This window comes from Alkaliphilus metalliredigens QYMF (assembly GCF_000016985.1).
In the GTDB taxonomy this organism is placed as follows: Bacteria; Bacillota; Clostridia; order Peptostreptococcales; family Natronincolaceae; genus Alkaliphilus_A; species Alkaliphilus_A metalliredigens.
On the sequence record NC_009633.1, the window covers coordinates 3,506,166 to 3,525,429 of the forward strand.

Sequence of the window (19,264 nt, forward strand, 5' to 3'; positions counted from 1 at the left end):
TCCTTTCCTCAAGTATTTTTTTATTGTCCTGCATCCGTTTATCCTCTGGTCGGTACTTTCTAGCCTGTTCATTATGATAATAAGATTTTTCATATTCCTTCAAATTATAGTAACAAACGCATAATTGCAGATGAGGGTACCAGGTATAATATGCCATATAAATAAAGCTCCACCTATTAGGATCTGGAACTTGTTGGGTACCAATTCATACCAGAAAGCAGCTGTTTTATAACTCTTCTGCCGGTGAAAGTGATAGCCAATACGAGCGCATGCCTCAGCTCTAGGTGGTGCAAATTTAAAAGAGTCAAATAGGGAAGATAATTCATTGTTCATATCTCCCAGATAACGATAGCAGTCTGCTCGAAAGATACAAGCAAATATCTTATCTTCTATCCAACCTTCTTTCAACGATATGTTTTTACTATAGCTTTCTATTGCTTTTTGATAGTGTTTGTTTTCTCTTAACTCATTTCCATAGTAAAAGTAGTCTCTTGGTGTAAATGTATCTCCCCGTTCTATCTTTTTTTCATAAATCGAAACCGTACGCCCCACAGCGTGGCGAATTTTTTTATGCGTTATCGCAACGTCTGAATTGATAATCTTCCCATGAACATCTAAATATTGATGGCAGTCACCCTTCCATTTATAATTCTTTTCCCTCTTCACAAGTCGATTACGCCGGTATCTTAATGTAACATTACCATAGGCATCAGTACCCGCATCGTAATACATGGAGACTGAATCTACTGAGGGATCAAGGGTCTCTTTTAATTTTTTCAATTTAACTCGATTTTCCTCTGAGATCACATCGTCTGCATCCAGATATAAAATGTAATCTTTTGTGGCATATTTAAAGGATTCATTTCTAGCAGCTGCAAAATTGTCAATCCACTCAAAGTAGAAAATACGGTCCGTATATTGAGCAGCAATTTCTTTTGTTCGGTCTGTGGAACCAGTATCAACAATATTGATTTCATCAACTATATCTTTAATCGTATCTAGGCAACGACTAAGTAATTCTTCCTCGTTTTTTACAATCATACACAAACTTATGGTAATCATCCCATCATCCCTTTCTTTTATTATTGAAGTTAAATCCTTTTAAAAAGGATGCCTACCTTGCAGAAGGCATCCACAACTTTAACATATTTAATGTCAATTATAACATTCTGAGGGTCATTATCTATCAAATACATCCCTAAAGTTCATACAGAACCAAAGAATATCGACCCGTTAATCTTGACGTTTTACAACCTTCTCCATCATCAATGCTACTGCTGCTACTATACCTAACAGTGCTGTTCTACCACCTATTTTTTTTATTGATGATAGACTGGCCTATCATAGCATCCCACAGCTGCAATTCTCTAATGAAATTCTATGATATTTAAATTGCGGTGGATTGCATCAGCAGAGGTAACATTAGTAGCAGTGGTATAAATTATTCTTACATTATAGTTTGCTAAACCTTCAATGGTTACAACATAGGCAAAAGTATCTGCTACAAGGAGACGTTGTACTCCTGCTGCCTGAATATTTCTCTGTATAATCCTTGTGCTTAGTAAGTTATTATCACGGTAAAGTCGTGCTTCCAATACTTGGTTGGAGTTTGCTGTGGTTAATGAATCTACCGACAGGACATAATCAATTTTAAGAATCTCTCCGATTTCCACGTCAACCAAAGTGCTAACTACAGTTACTTCTGTGTCTATTGGAGGAAACACAGTTATTGATTCTGTTTCATTAGAGAAAAATAAATCAACTCCATTATCTGGTCCTGTTGGTCCAGTAGGTCCAGTGGCACCAGTTGCTCCATCTTCTCCATCTTCTCCAGTTGGTCCCGTAGCTCCCGTTGGACCAGTAGCCCCTGTTGCTCCATCTTCTCCATCTTCTCCTGTTGGTCCCGTGGCTCCCGTTGGACCAGTGGCCCCTGTGGCCCCATCTTCTCCATCTTCTCCTGTTGGTCCCGTAGCTCCCGTTGGACCTGTGGCCCCTGTGGCTCCATCTTCTCCATCATCTCCTGTTGGCCCTGTGGCTCCCGTTGGACCTGTGGCACCTGTGGCCCCATCTTCTCCATCTTCTCCGGTTGGTCCCGTAGCTCCCGTCGGACCAGTGGCCCCTGTGGCTCCATCTTCTCCTGTTGGCCCCGTGGCTCCCGTTGGACCAGTAGCCCCTGTGGCTCCATCTGCTCCTGTTGGCCCCGTGGCTCCCGTTGGACCAGTAGCCCCTGTGGCTCCATCTGCTCCATCTTCTCCGGTTGGTCCCGTAGCTCCCGTCGGACCAGTGGCCCCTGTTGCTCCATCTTCTCCATCTTCTCCGGTTGGTCCCGTAGCTCCAGTCGGACCAGTGGCCCCTGTGGCTCCATCTTCTCCTGTTGGCCCCGTGGCTCCCGTTGGACCAGTAGCCCCTGTGGCTCCGTCTTCTCCATCTTCGCCAGTTGGTCCCGTGGCTCCCGTTGGACCTGTGGCCCCTGTGGCTCCTGTGGCTCCGTCTTCCCCATCTTCTCCAGTTGGCCCCGTAGCTCCCGTTGGACCTGTGGCTCCATCTTCCCCATCTTCTCCAGTTGGTCCCGTAGCTCCCGTTGGACCTGTGGCTCCATCTTCCCCATCTTCTCCCGTTGGTCCCGTAGCTCCCGTTGGACCTGTGGCTCCATCTTCCCCATCTTCTCCCGTTGGACCAGTGGCACCAGTTGCTCCATCTTCTCCAGTTGGCCCTGTGGCTCCAGTCGGACCAGTGGCCCCTGTGGCTCCATCTTCTCCATCTTCCCCAGTTGGCCCCGTAGCTCCCGTTGGACCAGTAGCCCCTGTGGCTCCGTCTTCTCCATCTTCGCCAGTTGGTCCCGTGGCTCCCGTTGGACCTGTGGCCCCTGTGGCTCCTGTGGCTCCGTCTTCCCCATCTTCTCCAGTTGGTCCCGTAGCTCCCGTTGGACCTGTGGCTCCATCTTCCCCATCTTCTCCAGTTGGTCCTGTGGCTCCCGTTGGACCAGTGGCACCAGTTGCTCCATCTTCTCCAGTTGGCCCTGTGGCTCCCGTTGGACCAGTGGCACCTGTGGCTCCATCTTCCCCATCTTCGCCAGTTGGTCCCGTGGCTCCCGTTGGACCTGTGGCCCCTGTGGCTCCATCATCTCCTGTTGGCCCTGTGGCTCCCGTTGGACCTGTGGCACCAGTTGCTCCATCTTCTCCAGTTGGCCCTGTGGCTCCCGTCGGACCAGTAACACCTGTGACTCCATCTTCCCCATCTTCGCCAGTTGGTCCCGTGGCTCCCGTTGGACCTGTGGCCCCTGTGGCTCCATCTTCTCCATCATCTCCTGTTGGCCCTGTGGCTCCCATTGGACCTGTGGCACCAGTTGCTCCATCTTCGCCAGTTGGCCCCGTAGCTCCCGTTGGACCAGTAGCCCCTGTGGCTCCGTCTTCCCCATCTTCTCCAGTTGGCCCCGTAGCTCCCGTCGGTCCGGTCGGGCCTGTTGGACCCGTTGTACCTGTACCGTTTTCTACTTCCAATAAAGATACATCATCTACAATTATATCTGCACTGCCTGCATGTGTTAATTTATTTACTAGTACAAGGGCTTGTGTTGCACCTGCTGGCACAGGAGCAGTAACGTCATATACGACAAGCCAATCTTGCTCATCAACACTAGTAATTCCGTTAGCTGGTATATTGGTAATCAGCCCATAGCCAATAAAGTTAAAGTTTACATCATAATAGGGTATAGATAATGATACTGGCGGACTAGGCGCTGTTCCAACCTTCGATAAAGACACAAGCAACTGAAAGCTTTCACCTTCATTTATAGGAACGATTTGATAAACAAATGAGTTGACTGCTCCACCTGCCAATCTTGCAGCAAAAAAGCCAGAATGACTAAATTGAGAAGTTATGGTTGCATTAAATGGAACCCATGGTGAAAAAGTTCCTGTTTCAAAACCACCATTAATTATTAAATCGTTGATTGACATAATTCATCACCCCTTTTCACCAACATTATATGTGCCTGCCTTATATGTGTTACATATATGATATATTGGGAAGTTTAGCACATTCAAAACCTCTTTAGAATCAAAATAGGCCAACAATTGAGTAGTTCTCTTTATGCTACTTATATTTTCAGTCTTCAGAATTGCAATTGTCTTTTTATGTTAGCTCAATACATCAAAAGGAACAGCCATCCATGTTTCACATATACTATATGAGATAAGAATGCAAGATCATAAAAGCAAAGCAATCTATTGAAGTCAAATAGAAGACAATTAAGTATCAATTATAATGTGCTACTCATATATTGTATAAAAAGAGCGTCTCCGACGCTTTCGCTGGATGAAACAACTAAGCGATCAACACAATTTAGAAAACTAAATTGGTTGCCTGCTTATAGGGGACCCTAGGTCCCCTTCGACGACTGTTTCCACAGTCTGAGCACCCTCCTGAATGAGGAAGGGGAATGTTTCCCCTTTCAACCCCTGTTTTTTATATAATAGGAAAGCACAACTTTCCTATTATATAAAAAAACAGCAGAAAGGACTGAGTGAATCAATGAACGATTTGTTAACTCAAATCAATCAAGTAAATATCCCCAGCTTTACTCTCTGTCGTCAAAACAATGCACTACAGAAAGAACTACTTGAATGCTTTTTACATGTTGTTGATGGGGGTATCTTTGTACTTTATGAAAATGTAAAGGCTTTAGAAGATAAGATAGCTAGCTTTTGTCAATCTCACTATGGCATTGGTGTCGCCAGTGGGAGCGATGCCCTTGATCTATCTCTACTGGCCTGTGACATAGGTTCTGGAGATGAAGTCATCACAACCCCATTCACATTTTTTGCTACTGCCGCTTCAATCAGTAGAGTAGGTGCTAAGCCAGTTTTTGTTGATATAGATCCTGAAACCTGGAATATTGATGCAAATTTGATAGAAGAAAAAATAACACAAAAAACCAAAGCCATCATCCCTGTTCATTTATTTGGTTGCCCGGCTGAAATGGATCTGATTACTCAAGTGGCTAAATCAAATAAGCTTAGGGTGATAGAGGATGCAGCCCAGGCCATAGGAGCCAAGTATCATGGCCAAAGGGTAGGTTCTTTTGGGGATACCGGTTGCTTTAGCTTTTTCCCAACTAAAAACTTAGGTGCTTTTGGTGATGGCGGTATGGTTGTTACCAAAAACCCTCAAATAGCTGACCAAATAAAGCTCTTAAGAATCCATGGAGCCAAACGTAAATACTGCCATGACATACTGGGATATAATAGTAGATTAGATGAACTACAAGCAGCTATTTTAAACCTTAAATTTAAATATACTGAGCTTTGGACCCAAAGACGACGGGAAATCGCCCTATTATATAACAGTCTTTTTCAAGAACACATAAAAACGGGTAGGTTATCGGTAAAACTGCCTCAGGAACCAGACTATGCTTACCATGTGTATCATCAGTACACAATACAAACCAGTGAACGCCACCAACTACAAGACTATTTAAGAAGCTTGGGAATTGCCTCCACAGTTTATTATCCAATTCCATTACATTTACAAAAAGTATATTCTTCCCTGGGTTACTCCCAAGGTGATTTTCCAGTATCCGAAATTGCTTGTAATGAAGTTTTATCATTACCCATGTTTCCAGAACTGACTGACGAAGAAGTTGCAATTGTTGTTGATAAAATCGCAGACTTTTTTGCAAGATAGCTTTTTAATCATAGATGAAACAAAAAGAGGTGTAATATAATGAATCATATATTGAAAGAAAAGATAACAAAGAAAAATGCCCATATTTGTGTTATTGGTTTAGGTTATGTTGGTTTACCCTTGGCAATTGAGTCCGCAAAAACAGGCTTTTCGGTTACCGGTATTGATCATAATCAAAACCGCGTTCAACAAGTTAATAATGGTGAGAATTATATTTTGGATACAAAAGATAAAGAACTTGAGGAGCTGATTTCATCGGGGAAGCTTAGGGCAGAAACTAATTATTCTTCTGTAAAAGATGTGGATATTATTGTTGTTTGTGTTCCCACAGGGTTAACCCAAAATCTAACTCCGGATCTTCAACATATCGAAAATGTTGCACACAATATTGTCAGTATTTTAAAAAAGGGACAATTAATATGTATCGAGTCTACTATATATCCAGGCACTACCGAAGAAATAATTCTACCGATATTAGAAACCTCAGGTTTAGTGGTGGAAAAAGACTTCTATTTATGCCATTCACCCGAGAGAGTTGATCCAGGTAATCAAAACTTCATGACTAAAAATATTAACAAGGTTGTGGGTGGAATCGGTCCCCAATCACTTGATGTGGCAGAATGTTTTTATGAACAGTTTATTGAGCATGTGGTCTCTGTCTCGAATGTTAAGGTGGCAGAAATGTCCAAGGTTCATGAAAATACTTTTCGGGCCATCAACATCGCCTTAGTTAATGAGCTGGCTCTCCTATGTGATAAAATGGATATTAGTGTATGGGAAGTTTTGGATGCTGCTTTCACAAAGCCTTTTGGTATTATGGCCTTTTATCCTGGTCCTGGTGTAGGTGGTCACTGTATTCCCATTGATCCCCATTATCTAGAGTGGAAGGCTCGTGAATACAATTTTATTACCAAATTTATTGGTATAGCAGGGGAAATAAACAGGAGGATGCCTGAATTTGTGAGAGAAAAAGTATTACGTGGGCTTAATGCAATTGGCATCGCACCCTCTAAATCCAAAGTACTGATTCTTGGTATGGCCTATAAAAAAGATACCCCTGATTGTAGAGAGTCTCCTGTCATCTCAATAGTAGAGTTGCTACTAAAAGACGGTATCGATATTTCCTACCACGATCCTTATGTGGATCAAATTGAAATTGCATCTCAAGTGTTACAATCAGTTCCCCTCAATAAAATTACTATCCAAGGTGTAGATATTGTGTTAATTGCCACTGACCATTCTAAAATAGATTATCATTGGCTTGTTAAAACGGCAGAGAAGATTATTGATACGCGAAATATCACAAAGAACATTCCAGATCGAGAAAACAACGTCATTCTTATGTAATCGTATAAGTAAAAAGAGAACCCCTTGTGAAAACAGGAGTTCTCTTTTTACTTATATAGTATCTATGATTAAAAAAGTCGGATTGCTTTTGATGTATTTAATGTCCTTATTTTTTAATCTAATATAAATACCATAATTATCCCTTTCCTTTAAACGCCACTTTTTTTCAAAGCCTGTCATATCAATGATGATTTCTTCCTGCCCCGGGGCGCATTTTAGGATTTGTTTTTCTTTAGAACGAAGAGGAAAATCGCCTTTCTTCATGGCTTTCTCGCTCCACCCTGTTGTAATCTCCTTTATATACACAGTGGTGGATGTTGAAAATGACAAAAGTGGTACGTGAAGGACCATGGAAGTGACATTCATATCACGGGGGATGCCCGCTAAATTAAAAGAAACAAATAATTTATCTTTTTTTATAAACATCCTGCTAGGTAGAAAGAACATTTTCTTCTCTAGAGAGATCAACATAAATCACCTTCCTTCACTTAAAATCATGGTTACAACTACCTGCTATAGTGCAAGATTTGTTTTGTCATCACCCCTTACACTACAATTGAGAATAAATAGATAGTAATTTATTTACCACGACAGTTCTTTCATGAACCTGCTCAACATACTTCCTTCCTTTAACACCCAAACGTTTCCTTTCGCTTAGACTTTCCAATAACATTTTTATTTTTTCCTTCACATTATCAGGATTTCCATTGACGATAGGTAGATTAGGCGGAAACTTATTAACTAGATCCGGGCGTATAAAAGTAATGACCGGTTTTCCCAGTGCCATAGATTCAACACTTAAAAGCCCGTATGAACCACATCGGATTTGGTCCACAATGATATCTGCTTCTTTATAAAGGGTAACCACCTGCTCATGACTCATTTTTTCTATCCGTCTATAGTCAAAGTCGTGGGTAGACCTTAATTCATCAATTGCCTTTTCGATAAAGGCAGTCCCCTTAAAGTCTGGATTTGTTGGTGCGTGTAATATGAGAGGTCTTTTTTTTCCTACATTGGGATAGGATGGCGAAAATTTACCTAGGTCAATGGCTAAAGGTAAAACATGTACTTTTTGATAATACTTTTCTACATAGGGTAGCACTTCATAGTCCTGAACAATGGCTTGGGATATATATTTTGAAATAATTGATAGCTTCCGATGAATTTCTTCATTAGAGGGGGAATCCCCTGTATAAACATAGGGATTATTCAATCGAGCCATGTCATGAAAGCGTACATCATTTCCCCAGTGATGCATAATGACTTTTTTACCTTTACGTTTAATCCATTTTAAATCTTTAAACTGTCCCGATATAGTACTAGCATAATGATAATGGAACAGATCATAGAAGTTAAGAATATGCTTAAAATCTTTGCGTAACTCAACAGCATCGGTGTTAATAAGATGATCCTGATAGCCTAAATAAGAATGAAAAGTATTATATCCAACAGCTATATTTCCTTTTTTCTTTAGGGCACCACATAAAATTCCCATTTGTCCAGCAATCTCTATAATACCGTGGAAAACCTTCATCGAATTTTTTCCTCCTCTAGCCATTTGAAGGTTTTTTCCAGCCCTTCAGAAAGAGAATGATTAATTCTCCACTGCAATTCCATTTGAATTTTCAAAGAATCTATATTTCGTCTTGCTACGATATCAACGGGCCGCTTTCCCTTAAACGCCTTTAGATTTTGTGTGGATCCTGTCACTGTCTTTATTTCCTTTGCTAGCTTAATAATTGGCGTTTCCATTCCTGTCCCAACATTATAGACCTGACCGATAGCTTCCTCATTTATGGTAACAAGTAAAAATGCGTCTAGTGCATCTTCGATAAAGGTAAAATCCCGAGTTTGGTGTCCATCACCATAAATCACTAGGGGTTCATTTTTTTCCACAGCTTCAAAAAACTTAGCGACTACTCCACAATAAGGATTTGATGAAGTTTGGCCGGGACCATAAACGTTAGACAGACGCAATACTGTCACCGGAAGCTGATACATATGATAGTAAACACTACAATAATGCTCAGTGGAAAACTTACTAGCTGCATAGGGCAAACTAATCTTATAATAATCTTCTGTTGTGGGAATGTTCGCTGCATCACCATAGATGGAGGTAGTGGAAGCATAAACAAACCGCTTTAAATTGGAACCGTAAATTTTAGCACTTTGGAGCAATAAAAACCCACCTAGCAAATTGGTATGAAAATCCAGATCCAGATCATCAACAGACTTCAAAATATTGGAACAGGCCAAATGAAAAACATACTCTACCTTTGGTATAATATTTTTTAATACTTTTTTATTTGTTATACTGTCTTCAATAAAAGTGATTTTAGGAGAGATGGGAATCGCTTCCCTCCGTCCCGTGGATAAATCATCAATTACATAGATGTGCTGGCTCAAGGGTAGGATTTTTCTTATCAGTTGCGAACCAATAAAGCCAGCACCACCAGTTACTAATACATTGCCAAACATCACAGTAATCCCCTCCTCTGGTTACATATTTCCTAGCTTTTGTTCTATTATCCGCTCTAATTTTGGCCAAATTTTATTGATATGCTGTTCATAAGTGTATTGCTCCATTACTTTCCGCCGAGCATTGGCCCCTATTTCATGCCTTAATTCTGGTCGATTGAGATAGTATCGAACCAAATCAATGGTTTCTTCTGGGGAACTGGTCAGGAGAACCTCTTTTTTATCTTTAAAAAGTGCTGTCATTGCTTGGGTTCGACTGGCAATCATAAAAGCACCGGAACCTAGTATCTCAAATGTACGCTGTGTCACCTGATCCATGGCATTCTGTACACCTAAAACAATCTTTGATGAGCGATAAATAGAGCCAGACTTCCCATACAAAAGATGTCCTTGAAGCCAATCCCGGGGGATCTTTTTTCCAAACTCCTTTGCTATCAATGCTTCATCCTTTCGCCAACCTGTGCCCCAAATATGTGCCTTTTCCCCTATTTGAACTAGAGGAAATAATAAGTGTCGAAGGCTTTCAAAACGGTAGGTTTTTTTAAAAAGATGTGTGGCACCAACAAAAGAAATATCGTATATCTCTTTTTCATTTTTTTTCTTTTCAGGAAACATACGGGGGTTAAATGCAAAATTTAAATAACTAGAAGGAATACCTAGTTTCTCATATTTTTTAATACAATCTGGATGAATGGTCCACACAAAATCAGGTCTAGTCCGTTTTACATATGGAAGTGACCAGCTTGTGTGATTAATAAGATCTTCTGTGGCCCAATACAGGTGAAACAAACAGTACTTTTTACATAATCCAGATATTTTATCTGCAAAAGGGGAAAAAAGCCTACGATTATAGCCTACGGTAATGAGGATATCTGGCTTGAAATATGAAATCCCCGCTTCTATCTCTTCAGGTACCCATGAGGACTGATACATTATTTCATGGCCCATTTGGGCTAATGAATCACCTAGTGTGTTTATACAATATGTCCGGTGATCCAGAAAAAAAATTTTATAAGTCTTCATACATTTCTCTCCTTTAGAAGAGTCTCTCTTGATAAAAACGTAACCCTATTTTATATTTATTTATGATTTTTCCTTAGATAAAATGTTACAAGGTCACTGCCTTCTGATCTCGATTGGATAAATAGATGGCCTCAATCAATGCCAAAGACTTTCTTCCAGCCCTACCATCAACTAAAGGACTTTCTCCTTTTGTAATGGCATTAATCACATTTTCATAATACGCATCATGACCAAAACCATAAACCGAATCAGTGTGGGCAACAGGTCTACTAACAATCAACTCTATTTCTTTATCACTAAATTTCCAGTATAGTATTTCATTAACCGCAATACCACCAACACGAACAGTCCCTTTTTCTCCTATAATTGTGATTGAGCCTTCAAAATTCTTGGGGTAGGTCAGCATCGAAACATTAATCGTCGCAATGCATCCTGAATCAAACTTAATCATAGCAGCCCCTGTATCCTCAGCCTCTATCTTTCTTGCTAATGTGTCTGTTTGAGCCATTACCGATGTGACTGGCCCACCAAACCATTGAACAAGGTCTACATAGTGGGAAGCTTGGTTGCAAAACGCACCTCCATCTAAAGCCCAGGTTCCCCGCCAGTCTGCCAGATCGTAATATGCTTGGGGACGTGACCAAAATACATTGGCAACAATCATATAGAGTTTCCCGAAACGTCCATTATCAATGGCCTTCTTGACCATCTGAATTGAAGGATTTAAGCGATTTTGCAATACGACAAAAAGTCTAACACCATTTTCATCACAAGCTTCAATTAGTTTATCTGCATCAGTTAGCTTGACCCCCATGGGTTTTTCCGTTAGAACATGTTTTCCATGGTTGGCTGCCATGATTCCATGTTCTGGATGTAAACCCGAAGGTGTACAAATACTAATTAGATCGATCTCTTCTTGTTTTAACAATTCTTCATAATTGGTGGTCCAATAGGGAATATCATAGGTGTTTGCAGCCTCCCTAGCCCGTTCCTCAATAATATCGCAGCACCCTACTATTTTGGTATTAGGTATTTTTCTAATGGCTTCAAAATGATTTTTAGAAATTCTGCCGCAACCAACAAGACCGATACCCACGATTAACACCTCTCTCTTTCTTTCACAACTGTATCACCAGTCATTTCATATTCAGATCCGCAAGAAGTACATCTGGCCAGTTTATTCTCAAATACCAGCTTTTCTGAGCATTTACAAACCCACCCCGTTTGTTTTGCTGGCACCCCATACACAAAGCTAAAATCCGGGGTGTCTTTAGTCACAACTGACCCAGCTCCAACTAATGTATATCTGCCGATGGTGTTTCCACAAATGATCGTAGTATTTGCTCCAATTGATGCACCTCTTTTCACTACTGTTTGTTTAAATTCATCTTTCCTTTCAATAAAACTCCTAGGATTAATCACATTGGTAAACACCATTGAAGGTCCAAGAAATACCTCATCCTCACAAATCACACCAAAATATATCGATACATTGTTTTGAACTTTAACATAATCCCCCAAAATAACACCCGATGCAATAAATACGTTCTGAGCAATAATACAGTCCTTACCAATCACTGCATTGCTCATTATATGTGAAAAGTGCCAAATTTTTGTGTTTTCCCCAATTTCGCAGGGCTGATCTATGAATGAAGATTCGTGGACAAAGTACTTAGACATTAAGTCCCCTCCTTCTTTCTCATTGATTTACTCTCTTTCTATCCATATATTATGAGAGGTGGGTCTTAAGTGTGCAGTTTTGCAATAGTCCTAATTAACCTCAAAAGTGCTACTTAAGTTCATAAGACAGCACCATGTAAGTCACAGCATCTCACCTCATGGGTAGTCACCTTTTGGGAATCAGTTTAAATTTTTTCAATTATAATAATTTCCTTTTACCAAGGAGCTAGCATACTCTAAGGGCAAACCATATATTTGCTCACAAGCCTCAGGGCTTGCTTCCCTGTACGCTATGCTACTGGGTCTACTATTCGCCTCAAGTAACCACAGTTTACCATCTCTATCTAATGCCACATCTAAACCTACCTCTCCTAAACTACCAAAAGATTTTTCCATAGCATAGACTGTCTTCAGACTAAAGCTTTCTAACATATCCCAGGAAAGAGCAGCATGAAATAGTTCTTCACCAGGTGATACAAAGAGATCCCTAGCACCAGCAGAAAAGTTAGTTACGATTGCCTCAGGTTTGGCAATTCTAAAGTTCAATCCCGAGACAACCCAACGGCGATCAGGTTTTTTTTGAACTAAAATACGCATATCAAAGGGACAGTGATGGATTTTAGCCAGAAAAATCCCCTGTTGTAAGACAAGATTTGCTCCGTAGTTTATATGCAAAAATGAATGTAGTTTTTGCATATCAGTAAATTCCCAACTTTTAACTTCACTTCCACCAGTTTTGCAAATATAGAATCCTTCCCCCTTCTCTATACGCACAACTTGACGGCCACCTCTGCCATAATTATTTTTTATAAAACAGTGCTTATATTTTTCTAAAAATGACATCAGTTTCGATGAAGTAAGCAGAGCTGTTTCTGGTAGGTATTGAGACGTTTTTCTAAACAGACTTAGAGCTTGAAAAGTTTCCCACTTACCAAATGTTCGTGTGGTATTGATCCATTGAATATTATGTGCCTTTCCTTTGTGATTGAAACTTTCTACTGTTTCGGGTCCAGGATAAGACCCCCTGTCGTGGATCACCTGAGGAAGGGGTATTCTTTTTTTTACCCATTCATTGTTGGTTGGATCTAAACAGTATGCTTTAACTAAATTCGTTTCCCAGTTTACCCTATTGAGGATAAAACAATAAAACAGAATGCCTTTTTCTAAGGCTAATAGCGCTCTTTTCTTAACAGCGTGACTCTTATCAATATTTTTCCATGTATAATGAGATATCGTTAGTCCTAGGGAAGGCCCTAAAACAAATTTGTTTTTGGAAATGAAAATTGCCTTTAAAGGCTCTCCTTGGTAATAGTACAGATCTTTCAATACGTTACTTGATAGATAAAGCATATTCATTGAAGGATTAATATATTGTGTTGCCACTTCTACTTGTAATTCTGTCATACCAACTCGTAAAATTAGATTTTCACCAGGGGTGAACTTCAAATTTTTCAATTGGATATTGTTAAGAAAAAGCAGTGTTTTATATGATTCTTGATTCAAAACTCCCAAAGTAAAAAGTCCATAACGTTGATGGATTTTCATTAATTGATTATCTCTTGTCATATTAAAGTCCCCTCTACTTATTTCATTAGAATAATATAACGTTTAGAGTCCATAAAATCTTTCCATAACAATCTATCTTAAGCATTAATACGATTTGATTGTCTATGGCTAGTAATCAATGTCACAACTATTTCTCATAAGCATATTATTCAACTTCATAATCAAGGTTACTTTTAATGTATGGGGCTCTATTCCGCTATCTGTTTGGGGTTATGCTCTATTCCATTTTGAGCATAAAGCTTTTCCATTGGGCCCGGTATGTAATGTGCTATAGACAGTATCACACTAAAAAAAACTAAATCCCTGTGAGTCTAATGACTGGGATTTAGCTATGGCGAACTTTTGTTAAACATTCTTCCGGTCTTCTAGAAGTGAAACTCAATATAGAATGTATTCCCAGCGGCTATGATCCCTATCATCTCATTTAATAGCACCTGTTGCGTTCTTAGCATATACTGTAGTGCAAGTTAGACAATATAAAAGGAGGAACAAAAATGGGAATTAGACTCTGCCAGTGTCCAGAGCGAATAGCTGATTTTATTAATCAGGAAGTAGTCGTCAATACCATTTGTGAAAATGAGATAGTAGGTACACTAGAAGAAGTTACAGACGAGTATCTTGAACTCAGCGGTGTTGATCCGAACTTAGGTCCTACTATAATCATTATTCTTTGCTGTCACATATGTGCCGTTACAGTTTTACAAGAATAACCTTATCTATATTAATTCTAAAATGTCTAGACTTTATAAAGTACATGACAGCAATATTTTGCTTTTCAAGGGGGAACCATCATGAAAAGAAAACCATTAATTGGGATTTTAGTGGGCAACAGTAAAATAAGACCCTCTTCATACTTTTTATATAATCAATCCAAAGTTAATTTATTCTGCTTTACTCGGAGTGCAATCAACTGGTCTAACATGACAATTTCAGGGTTATTCCTAGACAACAACCAGTGGAAGCGAGGAACATTTCCATTTCCAGATGCAGTATACAACCGTTTATATAATAAAAGTCTCAGAAATGTTATTAAAAAAATTTCAAAACAAATTGGCCAAGAAAAAGTGTTCAACACTTTTAATCATCTCGACAAATGGTGTGTCTATGGCATTTTAAATGGTTCAAGTTTAAAGAATCAATTACCTAATACTTTTCTCTATAATGAAGTCAATTTAATTGATAGCTTACAATCACACCAACAAATGATTTTAAAACCCCGTTATGGAAATTTGGGCAGAAATATTTATAGCATCGAAATGAAAGACGATGGTGATTTATATCTTTATAGACAAACAACCAGGCCACATCTAATATTTAAGGACCCAAGTGCCTTCTTGGAAAAAATAAATAGTTTGATTGATTGTAAAAAGTATATTTTACAAAAAAAAATAGAGATAGCTAATGTCAACCAACGGATTTTTGATATCAGAACCCTAGTTCAAAAGAATAAATATGGTCAATGGCGCGTTACAGGTACATTATCTAGAATCGCAGTAAGAAATTTTTACATCACTAATGTATCCCATGACGTAAAATCAGTTGAAGAAACACTCCTACAGGCCGGAATGAATTATGAAAATGTGATAGAACAAATTATTAAAATAAGTTTAGAAACTGCTAAATGTCTAGACGGAAAGCTGGGACTCATGGGAGAAATAGGAATTGATCTTTGCCTGGATTACGAGGAAAAGCCATGGATTCTTGAAGTCAATGGCAAACCAATGAAAAGTTTGTTTACACAATTAAATGATGAAAAAGTAGTGGAGCGTGTATTTTCCACGCCCATAGAATATGCAACATTTTTATCGCGAATAAAAAACTAACTGTTTATTCTTTAAAAACTTAAAATTGGAGGTATTATAATGGCTAGAGCTTGTAGATGTCCAGAACGATTAAATGATTGTCTGGGCTATAATATAACCGTAGCAACACGCTGCGACAGTTTTACGGGTACGTTAATTTCAGCCAATGAAGATACAATTGAGTTACTCTTAGAAAACAATAGCGTACAAGTCATTTTATGTTGCATGGTATGTGCCATCACGATTCTACCTATATCCGCTATCGACCAACCTTTTTTCGATGATTTTGAGGATGAACCATTAGGAGACGTAGGTCCCGGTGCAAATGATGGCCCCTGGGCTGGAGCAGCAGATAACTTTGCCTTTGTGGTGAATATCGATGCCGAAAGCATCCGTCCAAACACCCCTATTGACAGATTTGGTTTTCAGCTTCTTAGATTCGATAACCCATTCGCAGCAGGCAGTCCACCATCCATGACCATTGACCAAGCTAGTAGAGAGTTTAATAGTACGCCTGTAGGTTTAGACTTCGAAACCCCACTTATTCTTACTTTTGATATCCGAACAATTCAGACAGTATCCTTAAATCCTGGGATTCATGCCGAAGTAAATATAGGCCGTGCCCGTGCAGGAAGATTTGTTTTTACCACAGATCCAGCTGGTGAACTACGGGCTGTATTGTTTTCTGGTAGTCCTCCCACCCCAGTTTTTTTCTCAGAACCCTTAGTTTTTGGCCAGTGGTATCGTATTAGTTATGAATTAGATGTGGCCAATAACCGCTATAATTATATTGAAATTGACGGCATACGTTTCGATAACGATGGCGAAGGATGGGAAGCCAATGTGGGTGTATTTGGTACTGATATCCAACATGTTCTCTTAATTCAAGGAAGTAGCGATGCAGATCAGGAAGGTATTTACTTTGATAATGTTTCAATTTGGGCTCCCATTACGTGTAATGGGTAATTTGCAGTCAAATTATATGCTAAATATCAGACGCCTTAGTCCTAGGAATCCCCCTATGTGTTAGGATAGTTGTCGTATAGAATTAAAAGTATATAATAAAACTACGACAATAATCTGATGATAATTCTCTCACCACTTATCCTACTCTATTACTCATAAACGATGGTTTTAATCTATTAAAATATTGTATCCTATATATAGTAAAGGTAGGTGAACCTCTATGCCAAAACTAACTGCCATGATGGTTGTGCGGAATGAGGCTGATGCTTTCTTAGATCGTTGCCTTAAATCTTTAGAAAGCTATGTAGATGAAATCATCATCTTAGATGATGGATCTACTGATGAAACGCCTGATATCTGTCTCAGCTTCCCAACGGTAAAACTTTATCGTCACAGCACCTCACAATTTCTTATCAATGAAGCCCAGTTACGTCAAAAACTATGGCATTACACTACATCCAGGGATCCCCAGTGGATTTTAGCTATTGATGCTGATGAATTTATTGAAACAAGTTATCCAAATGAGATCTCTCATTTATTAGAACAAAATTATTTTAATGCCATAAGCTTTCGTCTTTTCGACTGTTGGAAAAGCGAAGCATATTATCGAACTGATGGTCTTTGGAATCCGTGGTTACGGGGGTTTTCTATCTACATGATAAAGTACCAACCACAACTGCCCTCAGATTGGCCTTCACTAAAATTTCACTGTGGTCGTATCCCCCTAGCTTATCGAAAGTTACCCTCTTATGAAAGTCACCTAAGAATCAAACACTTGGGATGGGTCAACCCAGCAAATGTTCATGCCAAGTACCAACGGACAATGGGTCAGGATCCTACCTGTAAATATATGAGTAAAGAACATTATGAAAGCATTCTTTATCCACCAGAAAAAATAGTACTTGAAAAATGGTAGGGAACTATCTTAATAATGTAATCATATAGTATACCAAAGAATGATCTCTAAAGTATATTTCAGGGGATTTCTTTTAATAAAATATCAACATGGGGGGATAAAAATGCCATTTACCATTTCAACTACCAATAGTGGCAATACTGCTGGTACTGCTAATGTCTCTATAACAGTAAGTCCTGAAGATGCTTTGTTTTCAGAAACTAGTTTGATTCCAGGTGAATCCATTGGTTCACCGTCTTTGGAAGTTTCTAATGATGGTGATGCAGATGCATACTACTTTATTTTTGCTGATTGGAAAGCTGAGGGAGATACAAGCGCAGTGCAGGCACAAATTTTAGCTGATCGTCTAAATATTGCGATTGAAGATGATGCAGCAGCCGAGATTTATAATGGTTCTGTGGCTGGTCTTTATGAGCAGCCTGCAACCGGACGTCTCTTAGATGCCACTGCAAATGAAGAGATAACATTTGTCGTTAGCCTGCCACAAGATGTTGGAAATTTAGTTCAGGATATGGAAATTAGTGTGGACTTAGTTTTTGTTTCACAGGCTTCACCTATAAGTTAATGGTTCTTTTTAAGTACTGTAGTCTGATGGATCTTATTAATAGCCCAGCTTTCTTTGGGCTATTAATATACTTATACAATACACGATTAACTTACTAAGGAGTGTGCTATCATAAATGACAAAAAAAATAGCTTTACTCACAACGAACTTTTTTAATCCTACAGGAAGTAGAATTATTATGGGAGGTGCGGAACGCTATCAGGTGGATCTCTGTAGATTGTTAAGAAAACTGGGTCTTCATGTTGAGGTTTGGCAAATAGGTGATCAGTGGACCAAGGAGTTTGATGGGGTTAAAATTCATGGTATTGCTACAAACAAAACAGAATATAATACCTTTCCTGAACTCAATATGGCTTTTTATGAAAATTCTATGTCCTTTGATTATTCAATCTATTTTATCCTCTCTTTAGCTTATCCTATCGCTCATGAGAAAAGTATCGCCATCAGCCATGGTGCCTATTGGGATTCTCCAGGGTTTCACACAACCACAGGTCGGCAGGAAATTCAACAAGAATGGCTGAGACGTATGGGAGGTGCCCTAGCTGGACCTCAAAAACTAATTTCAGTGGACACCAATACCATTAACTATTTTAATACTACTTTGCCTAGCTTCTATCATAAATGGGAGTATCTCCCTAACTACGTAGATACCGGGATTTTTTATCCTATGGAGCATACTGAAAATAGCCATAATACTGTACGCGTTCTTTTTCCCCGTCGATTGGTACCCGTTCGGGGCATTAATGAAACAATGAGGGCTGCTGAAATACTTACAGCACGCTATCCTGAAATAGAATTTCATTTTTGCGGTCGGGGTCATGATGACAATATAGAAATGTTGATGTCTCAATGGGCTACTTCACAAGAACGCTGCTTTTACTATTGGAAGTCCTTTGAAATGATGCCTGAAATCTATCAGCAGGCAGATATTGTCCTTGTCCCTTCCCGTTCCACAGAAGGAACAAGCTTAGCTGCTTTAGAAGCTATGGCCTGTGGTAAGCCTGTCATTGCTGGACTGGCAGGTGGTTTATCTGATATTGTTTTGCATGGGTATAATGGCTATCTTATCAAACCCTCAGTAGAAAATTTAGTAACAGCTATTGAAGAACTGGTCAAAGATAAGAAGAAAAGAAATCAAATGGGTAAACGAGGAAGAGAAATAGCCATGAGTTTTAGCAAAGAAATATGGGAGGAACGTTGGACAAATGTCATGTCTACAGTCTTCCGATGACTTTT

The 19,264-nt window shown here is 39.4% G+C and carries 17 protein-coding genes; 8 read left to right on the forward strand and 9 right to left on the reverse strand.

Going from position 1 to position 19,264, the window contains the following annotated elements; translation table 11 throughout:
- Nucleotides 1-99: 99 nt before the first annotated feature.
- Both AMET_RS16885 and AMET_RS16890 read right to left on the reverse strand, forming a co-directional pair.
- Nucleotides 100-1,062 (reverse strand): glycosyltransferase family 2 protein, encoded by a 963-nt coding sequence (locus AMET_RS16885; RefSeq protein WP_012064527.1) that lies wholly within the window; start codon nucleotides 1,060-1,062, stop codon nucleotides 100-102.
- A gap of 305 nt (nucleotides 1,063-1,367) precedes the next feature.
- Complete coding sequence (locus AMET_RS16890; protein WP_012064528.1) at nucleotides 1,368-3,959, reverse strand: NTTRR-F1 domain; 2,592 nt, start codon at nucleotides 3,957-3,959, stop codon at nucleotides 1,368-1,370.
- A gap of 574 nt (nucleotides 3,960-4,533) precedes the next feature.
- Here AMET_RS16890 and AMET_RS16895 point away from each other — a divergent pair.
- Complete coding sequence (locus tag AMET_RS16895; RefSeq protein WP_012064529.1) at nucleotides 4,534-5,685, forward strand: DegT/DnrJ/EryC1/StrS family aminotransferase; 1,152 nt, start codon at nucleotides 4,534-4,536, stop codon at nucleotides 5,683-5,685.
- A gap of 39 nt (nucleotides 5,686-5,724) precedes the next feature.
- Complete coding sequence (locus AMET_RS16900; RefSeq protein ID WP_012064530.1) at nucleotides 5,725-7,032, forward strand: nucleotide sugar dehydrogenase; 1,308 nt, start codon at nucleotides 5,725-5,727, stop codon at nucleotides 7,030-7,032.
- A gap of 51 nt (nucleotides 7,033-7,083) precedes the next feature.
- Here the strand turns inward: AMET_RS16900 and AMET_RS16905 are convergent, their stop codons facing one another.
- The 7 genes from AMET_RS16905 to AMET_RS16935 all read right to left on the reverse strand — a co-directional run bounded on the left by AMET_RS16905 (nucleotide 7,084) and on the right by AMET_RS16935 (nucleotide 13,779).
- Nucleotides 7,084-7,458 carry a hypothetical protein gene (locus AMET_RS16905; RefSeq protein ID WP_157047281.1) on the reverse strand — a complete coding sequence of 125 codons (375 nt, stop codon included), beginning with the start codon at nucleotides 7,456-7,458 and terminating at the stop codon, nucleotides 7,084-7,086.
- A 124-nt stretch (nucleotides 7,459-7,582) separates the two neighbouring features.
- Complete coding sequence (locus AMET_RS16910) at nucleotides 7,583-8,566, reverse strand: glycosyltransferase (RefSeq protein WP_012064532.1); 984 nt, start codon at nucleotides 8,564-8,566, stop codon at nucleotides 7,583-7,585.
- A complete protein-coding gene (locus tag AMET_RS16915) occupies nucleotides 8,563-9,510 on the reverse strand; it encodes an NAD-dependent epimerase/dehydratase family protein (RefSeq protein ID WP_012064533.1) in 948 nt (315 codons plus the stop codon). Before AMET_RS16915 ends, AMET_RS16910 begins: the two co-directional genes overlap by 4 nt.
- Before the next feature lie 21 nt (nucleotides 9,511-9,531).
- Nucleotides 9,532-10,533, reverse strand: a complete 1,002-nt coding sequence (locus AMET_RS16920; RefSeq protein ID WP_012064534.1) for a CgeB family protein — start codon at nucleotides 10,531-10,533, stop codon at nucleotides 9,532-9,534.
- Between the two features lie 85 nt (nucleotides 10,534-10,618).
- On the reverse strand, nucleotides 10,619-11,629 hold the full coding sequence (locus tag AMET_RS16925) for a Gfo/Idh/MocA family protein (protein WP_012064535.1): 1,011 nt from the start codon (nucleotides 11,627-11,629) through the stop codon (nucleotides 10,619-10,621).
- A 2-nt stretch (nucleotides 11,630-11,631) separates the two neighbouring features.
- Nucleotides 11,632-12,213, reverse strand: coding sequence for an acyltransferase (locus AMET_RS16930; RefSeq protein ID WP_012064536.1), 582 nt, complete (start codon nucleotides 12,211-12,213; stop codon nucleotides 11,632-11,634).
- Between the two features lie 195 nt (nucleotides 12,214-12,408).
- Nucleotides 12,409-13,779, reverse strand: a complete 1,371-nt coding sequence (locus AMET_RS16935; RefSeq protein WP_012064537.1) for a YheC/YheD family endospore coat-associated protein — start codon at nucleotides 13,777-13,779, stop codon at nucleotides 12,409-12,411.
- A gap of 494 nt (nucleotides 13,780-14,273) precedes the next feature.
- On the opposite strand from AMET_RS16935, the gene AMET_RS16940 reads away from it, so the two are divergent.
- The 6 genes from AMET_RS16940 to AMET_RS16965 all read left to right on the forward strand — a co-directional run bounded on the left by AMET_RS16940 (nucleotide 14,274) and on the right by AMET_RS16965 (nucleotide 19,259).
- Complete coding sequence (locus tag AMET_RS16940; protein ID WP_012064538.1) at nucleotides 14,274-14,489, forward strand: hypothetical protein; 216 nt, start codon at nucleotides 14,274-14,276, stop codon at nucleotides 14,487-14,489.
- An 81-nt stretch (nucleotides 14,490-14,570) separates the two neighbouring features.
- Nucleotides 14,571-15,602 (forward strand): YheC/YheD family endospore coat-associated protein, encoded by a 1,032-nt coding sequence (locus AMET_RS16945; RefSeq protein ID WP_012064539.1) that lies wholly within the window; start codon nucleotides 14,571-14,573, stop codon nucleotides 15,600-15,602.
- A gap of 39 nt (nucleotides 15,603-15,641) precedes the next feature.
- Entirely contained in the window at nucleotides 15,642-16,547 is a 906-nt protein-coding gene (locus AMET_RS16950) for a hypothetical protein (protein ID WP_012064540.1), read from the forward strand.
- Nucleotides 16,548-16,767: 220 nt separating this feature from the next.
- The gene (locus AMET_RS16955) at nucleotides 16,768-17,463 is read left to right on the forward strand and encodes a glycosyltransferase (protein WP_012064541.1); all 696 of its coding nucleotides are present in this window, start codon (nucleotides 16,768-16,770) and stop codon (nucleotides 17,461-17,463) included.
- A gap of 103 nt (nucleotides 17,464-17,566) precedes the next feature.
- Nucleotides 17,567-18,028: a hypothetical protein gene (locus AMET_RS16960; protein ID WP_012064542.1), complete on the forward strand. Its 462-nt coding sequence runs from the start codon at nucleotides 17,567-17,569 to the stop codon at nucleotides 18,026-18,028.
- Between the two features lie 115 nt (nucleotides 18,029-18,143).
- A complete protein-coding gene (locus AMET_RS16965; RefSeq protein WP_012064543.1) occupies nucleotides 18,144-19,259 on the forward strand; it encodes a glycosyltransferase family 4 protein in 1,116 nt (371 codons plus the stop codon).
- The last annotated feature ends 5 nt before the right edge of the window (nucleotides 19,260-19,264 follow it).

Bases quoted from the DNA above. Each gene is read 5' to 3' on its own strand.
- AMET_RS16945 (WP_012064539.1), top strand. From the start codon at position 14,571: ATGAAAAGAAAACCATTAATTGGGATTTTAGTGGGCAACAGTAAAATA.
- AMET_RS16940 (WP_012064538.1), top strand. From the start codon at position 14,274: ATGGGAATTAGACTCTGCCAGTGTCCAGAGCGAATAGCTGATTTTATT.
- AMET_RS16895 (WP_012064529.1), top strand. From the start codon at position 4,534: ATGAACGATTTGTTAACTCAAATCAATCAAGTAAATATCCCCAGCTTT.
- AMET_RS16900 (WP_012064530.1), top strand. From the start codon at position 5,725: ATGAATCATATATTGAAAGAAAAGATAACAAAGAAAAATGCCCATATT.
- AMET_RS16910 (WP_012064532.1), bottom strand. From the start codon at position 8,566: ATGAAGGTTTTCCACGGTATTATAGAGATTGCTGGACAAATGGGAATT.
- AMET_RS16890 (WP_012064528.1), bottom strand. From the start codon at position 3,959: ATGTCAATCAACGATTTAATAATTAATGGTGGTTTTGAAACAGGAACT.
- AMET_RS16885 (WP_012064527.1), bottom strand. From the start codon at position 1,062: ATGATTACCATAAGTTTGTGTATGATTGTAAAAAACGAGGAAGAATTA.
- AMET_RS16905 (WP_157047281.1), bottom strand. From the start codon at position 7,458: ATGTTTATAAAAAAAGATAAATTATTTGTTTCTTTTAATTTAGCGGGC.
- AMET_RS16930 (WP_012064536.1), bottom strand. From the start codon at position 12,213: ATGTCTAAGTACTTTGTCCACGAATCTTCATTCATAGATCAGCCCTGC.
- AMET_RS16915 (WP_012064533.1), bottom strand. From the start codon at position 9,510: ATGTTTGGCAATGTATTAGTAACTGGTGGTGCTGGCTTTATTGGTTCG.
- AMET_RS16935 (WP_012064537.1), bottom strand. From the start codon at position 13,779: ATGACAAGAGATAATCAATTAATGAAAATCCATCAACGTTATGGACTT.
- AMET_RS16960 (WP_012064542.1), top strand. From the start codon at position 17,567: ATGCCATTTACCATTTCAACTACCAATAGTGGCAATACTGCTGGTACT.
- AMET_RS16955 (WP_012064541.1), top strand. From the start codon at position 16,768: ATGCCAAAACTAACTGCCATGATGGTTGTGCGGAATGAGGCTGATGCT.
- AMET_RS16965 (WP_012064543.1), top strand. From the start codon at position 18,144: ATGACAAAAAAAATAGCTTTACTCACAACGAACTTTTTTAATCCTACA.
- AMET_RS16950 (WP_012064540.1), top strand. From the start codon at position 15,642: ATGGCTAGAGCTTGTAGATGTCCAGAACGATTAAATGATTGTCTGGGC.
- AMET_RS16920 (WP_012064534.1), bottom strand. From the start codon at position 10,533: ATGAAGACTTATAAAATTTTTTTTCTGGATCACCGGACATATTGTATA.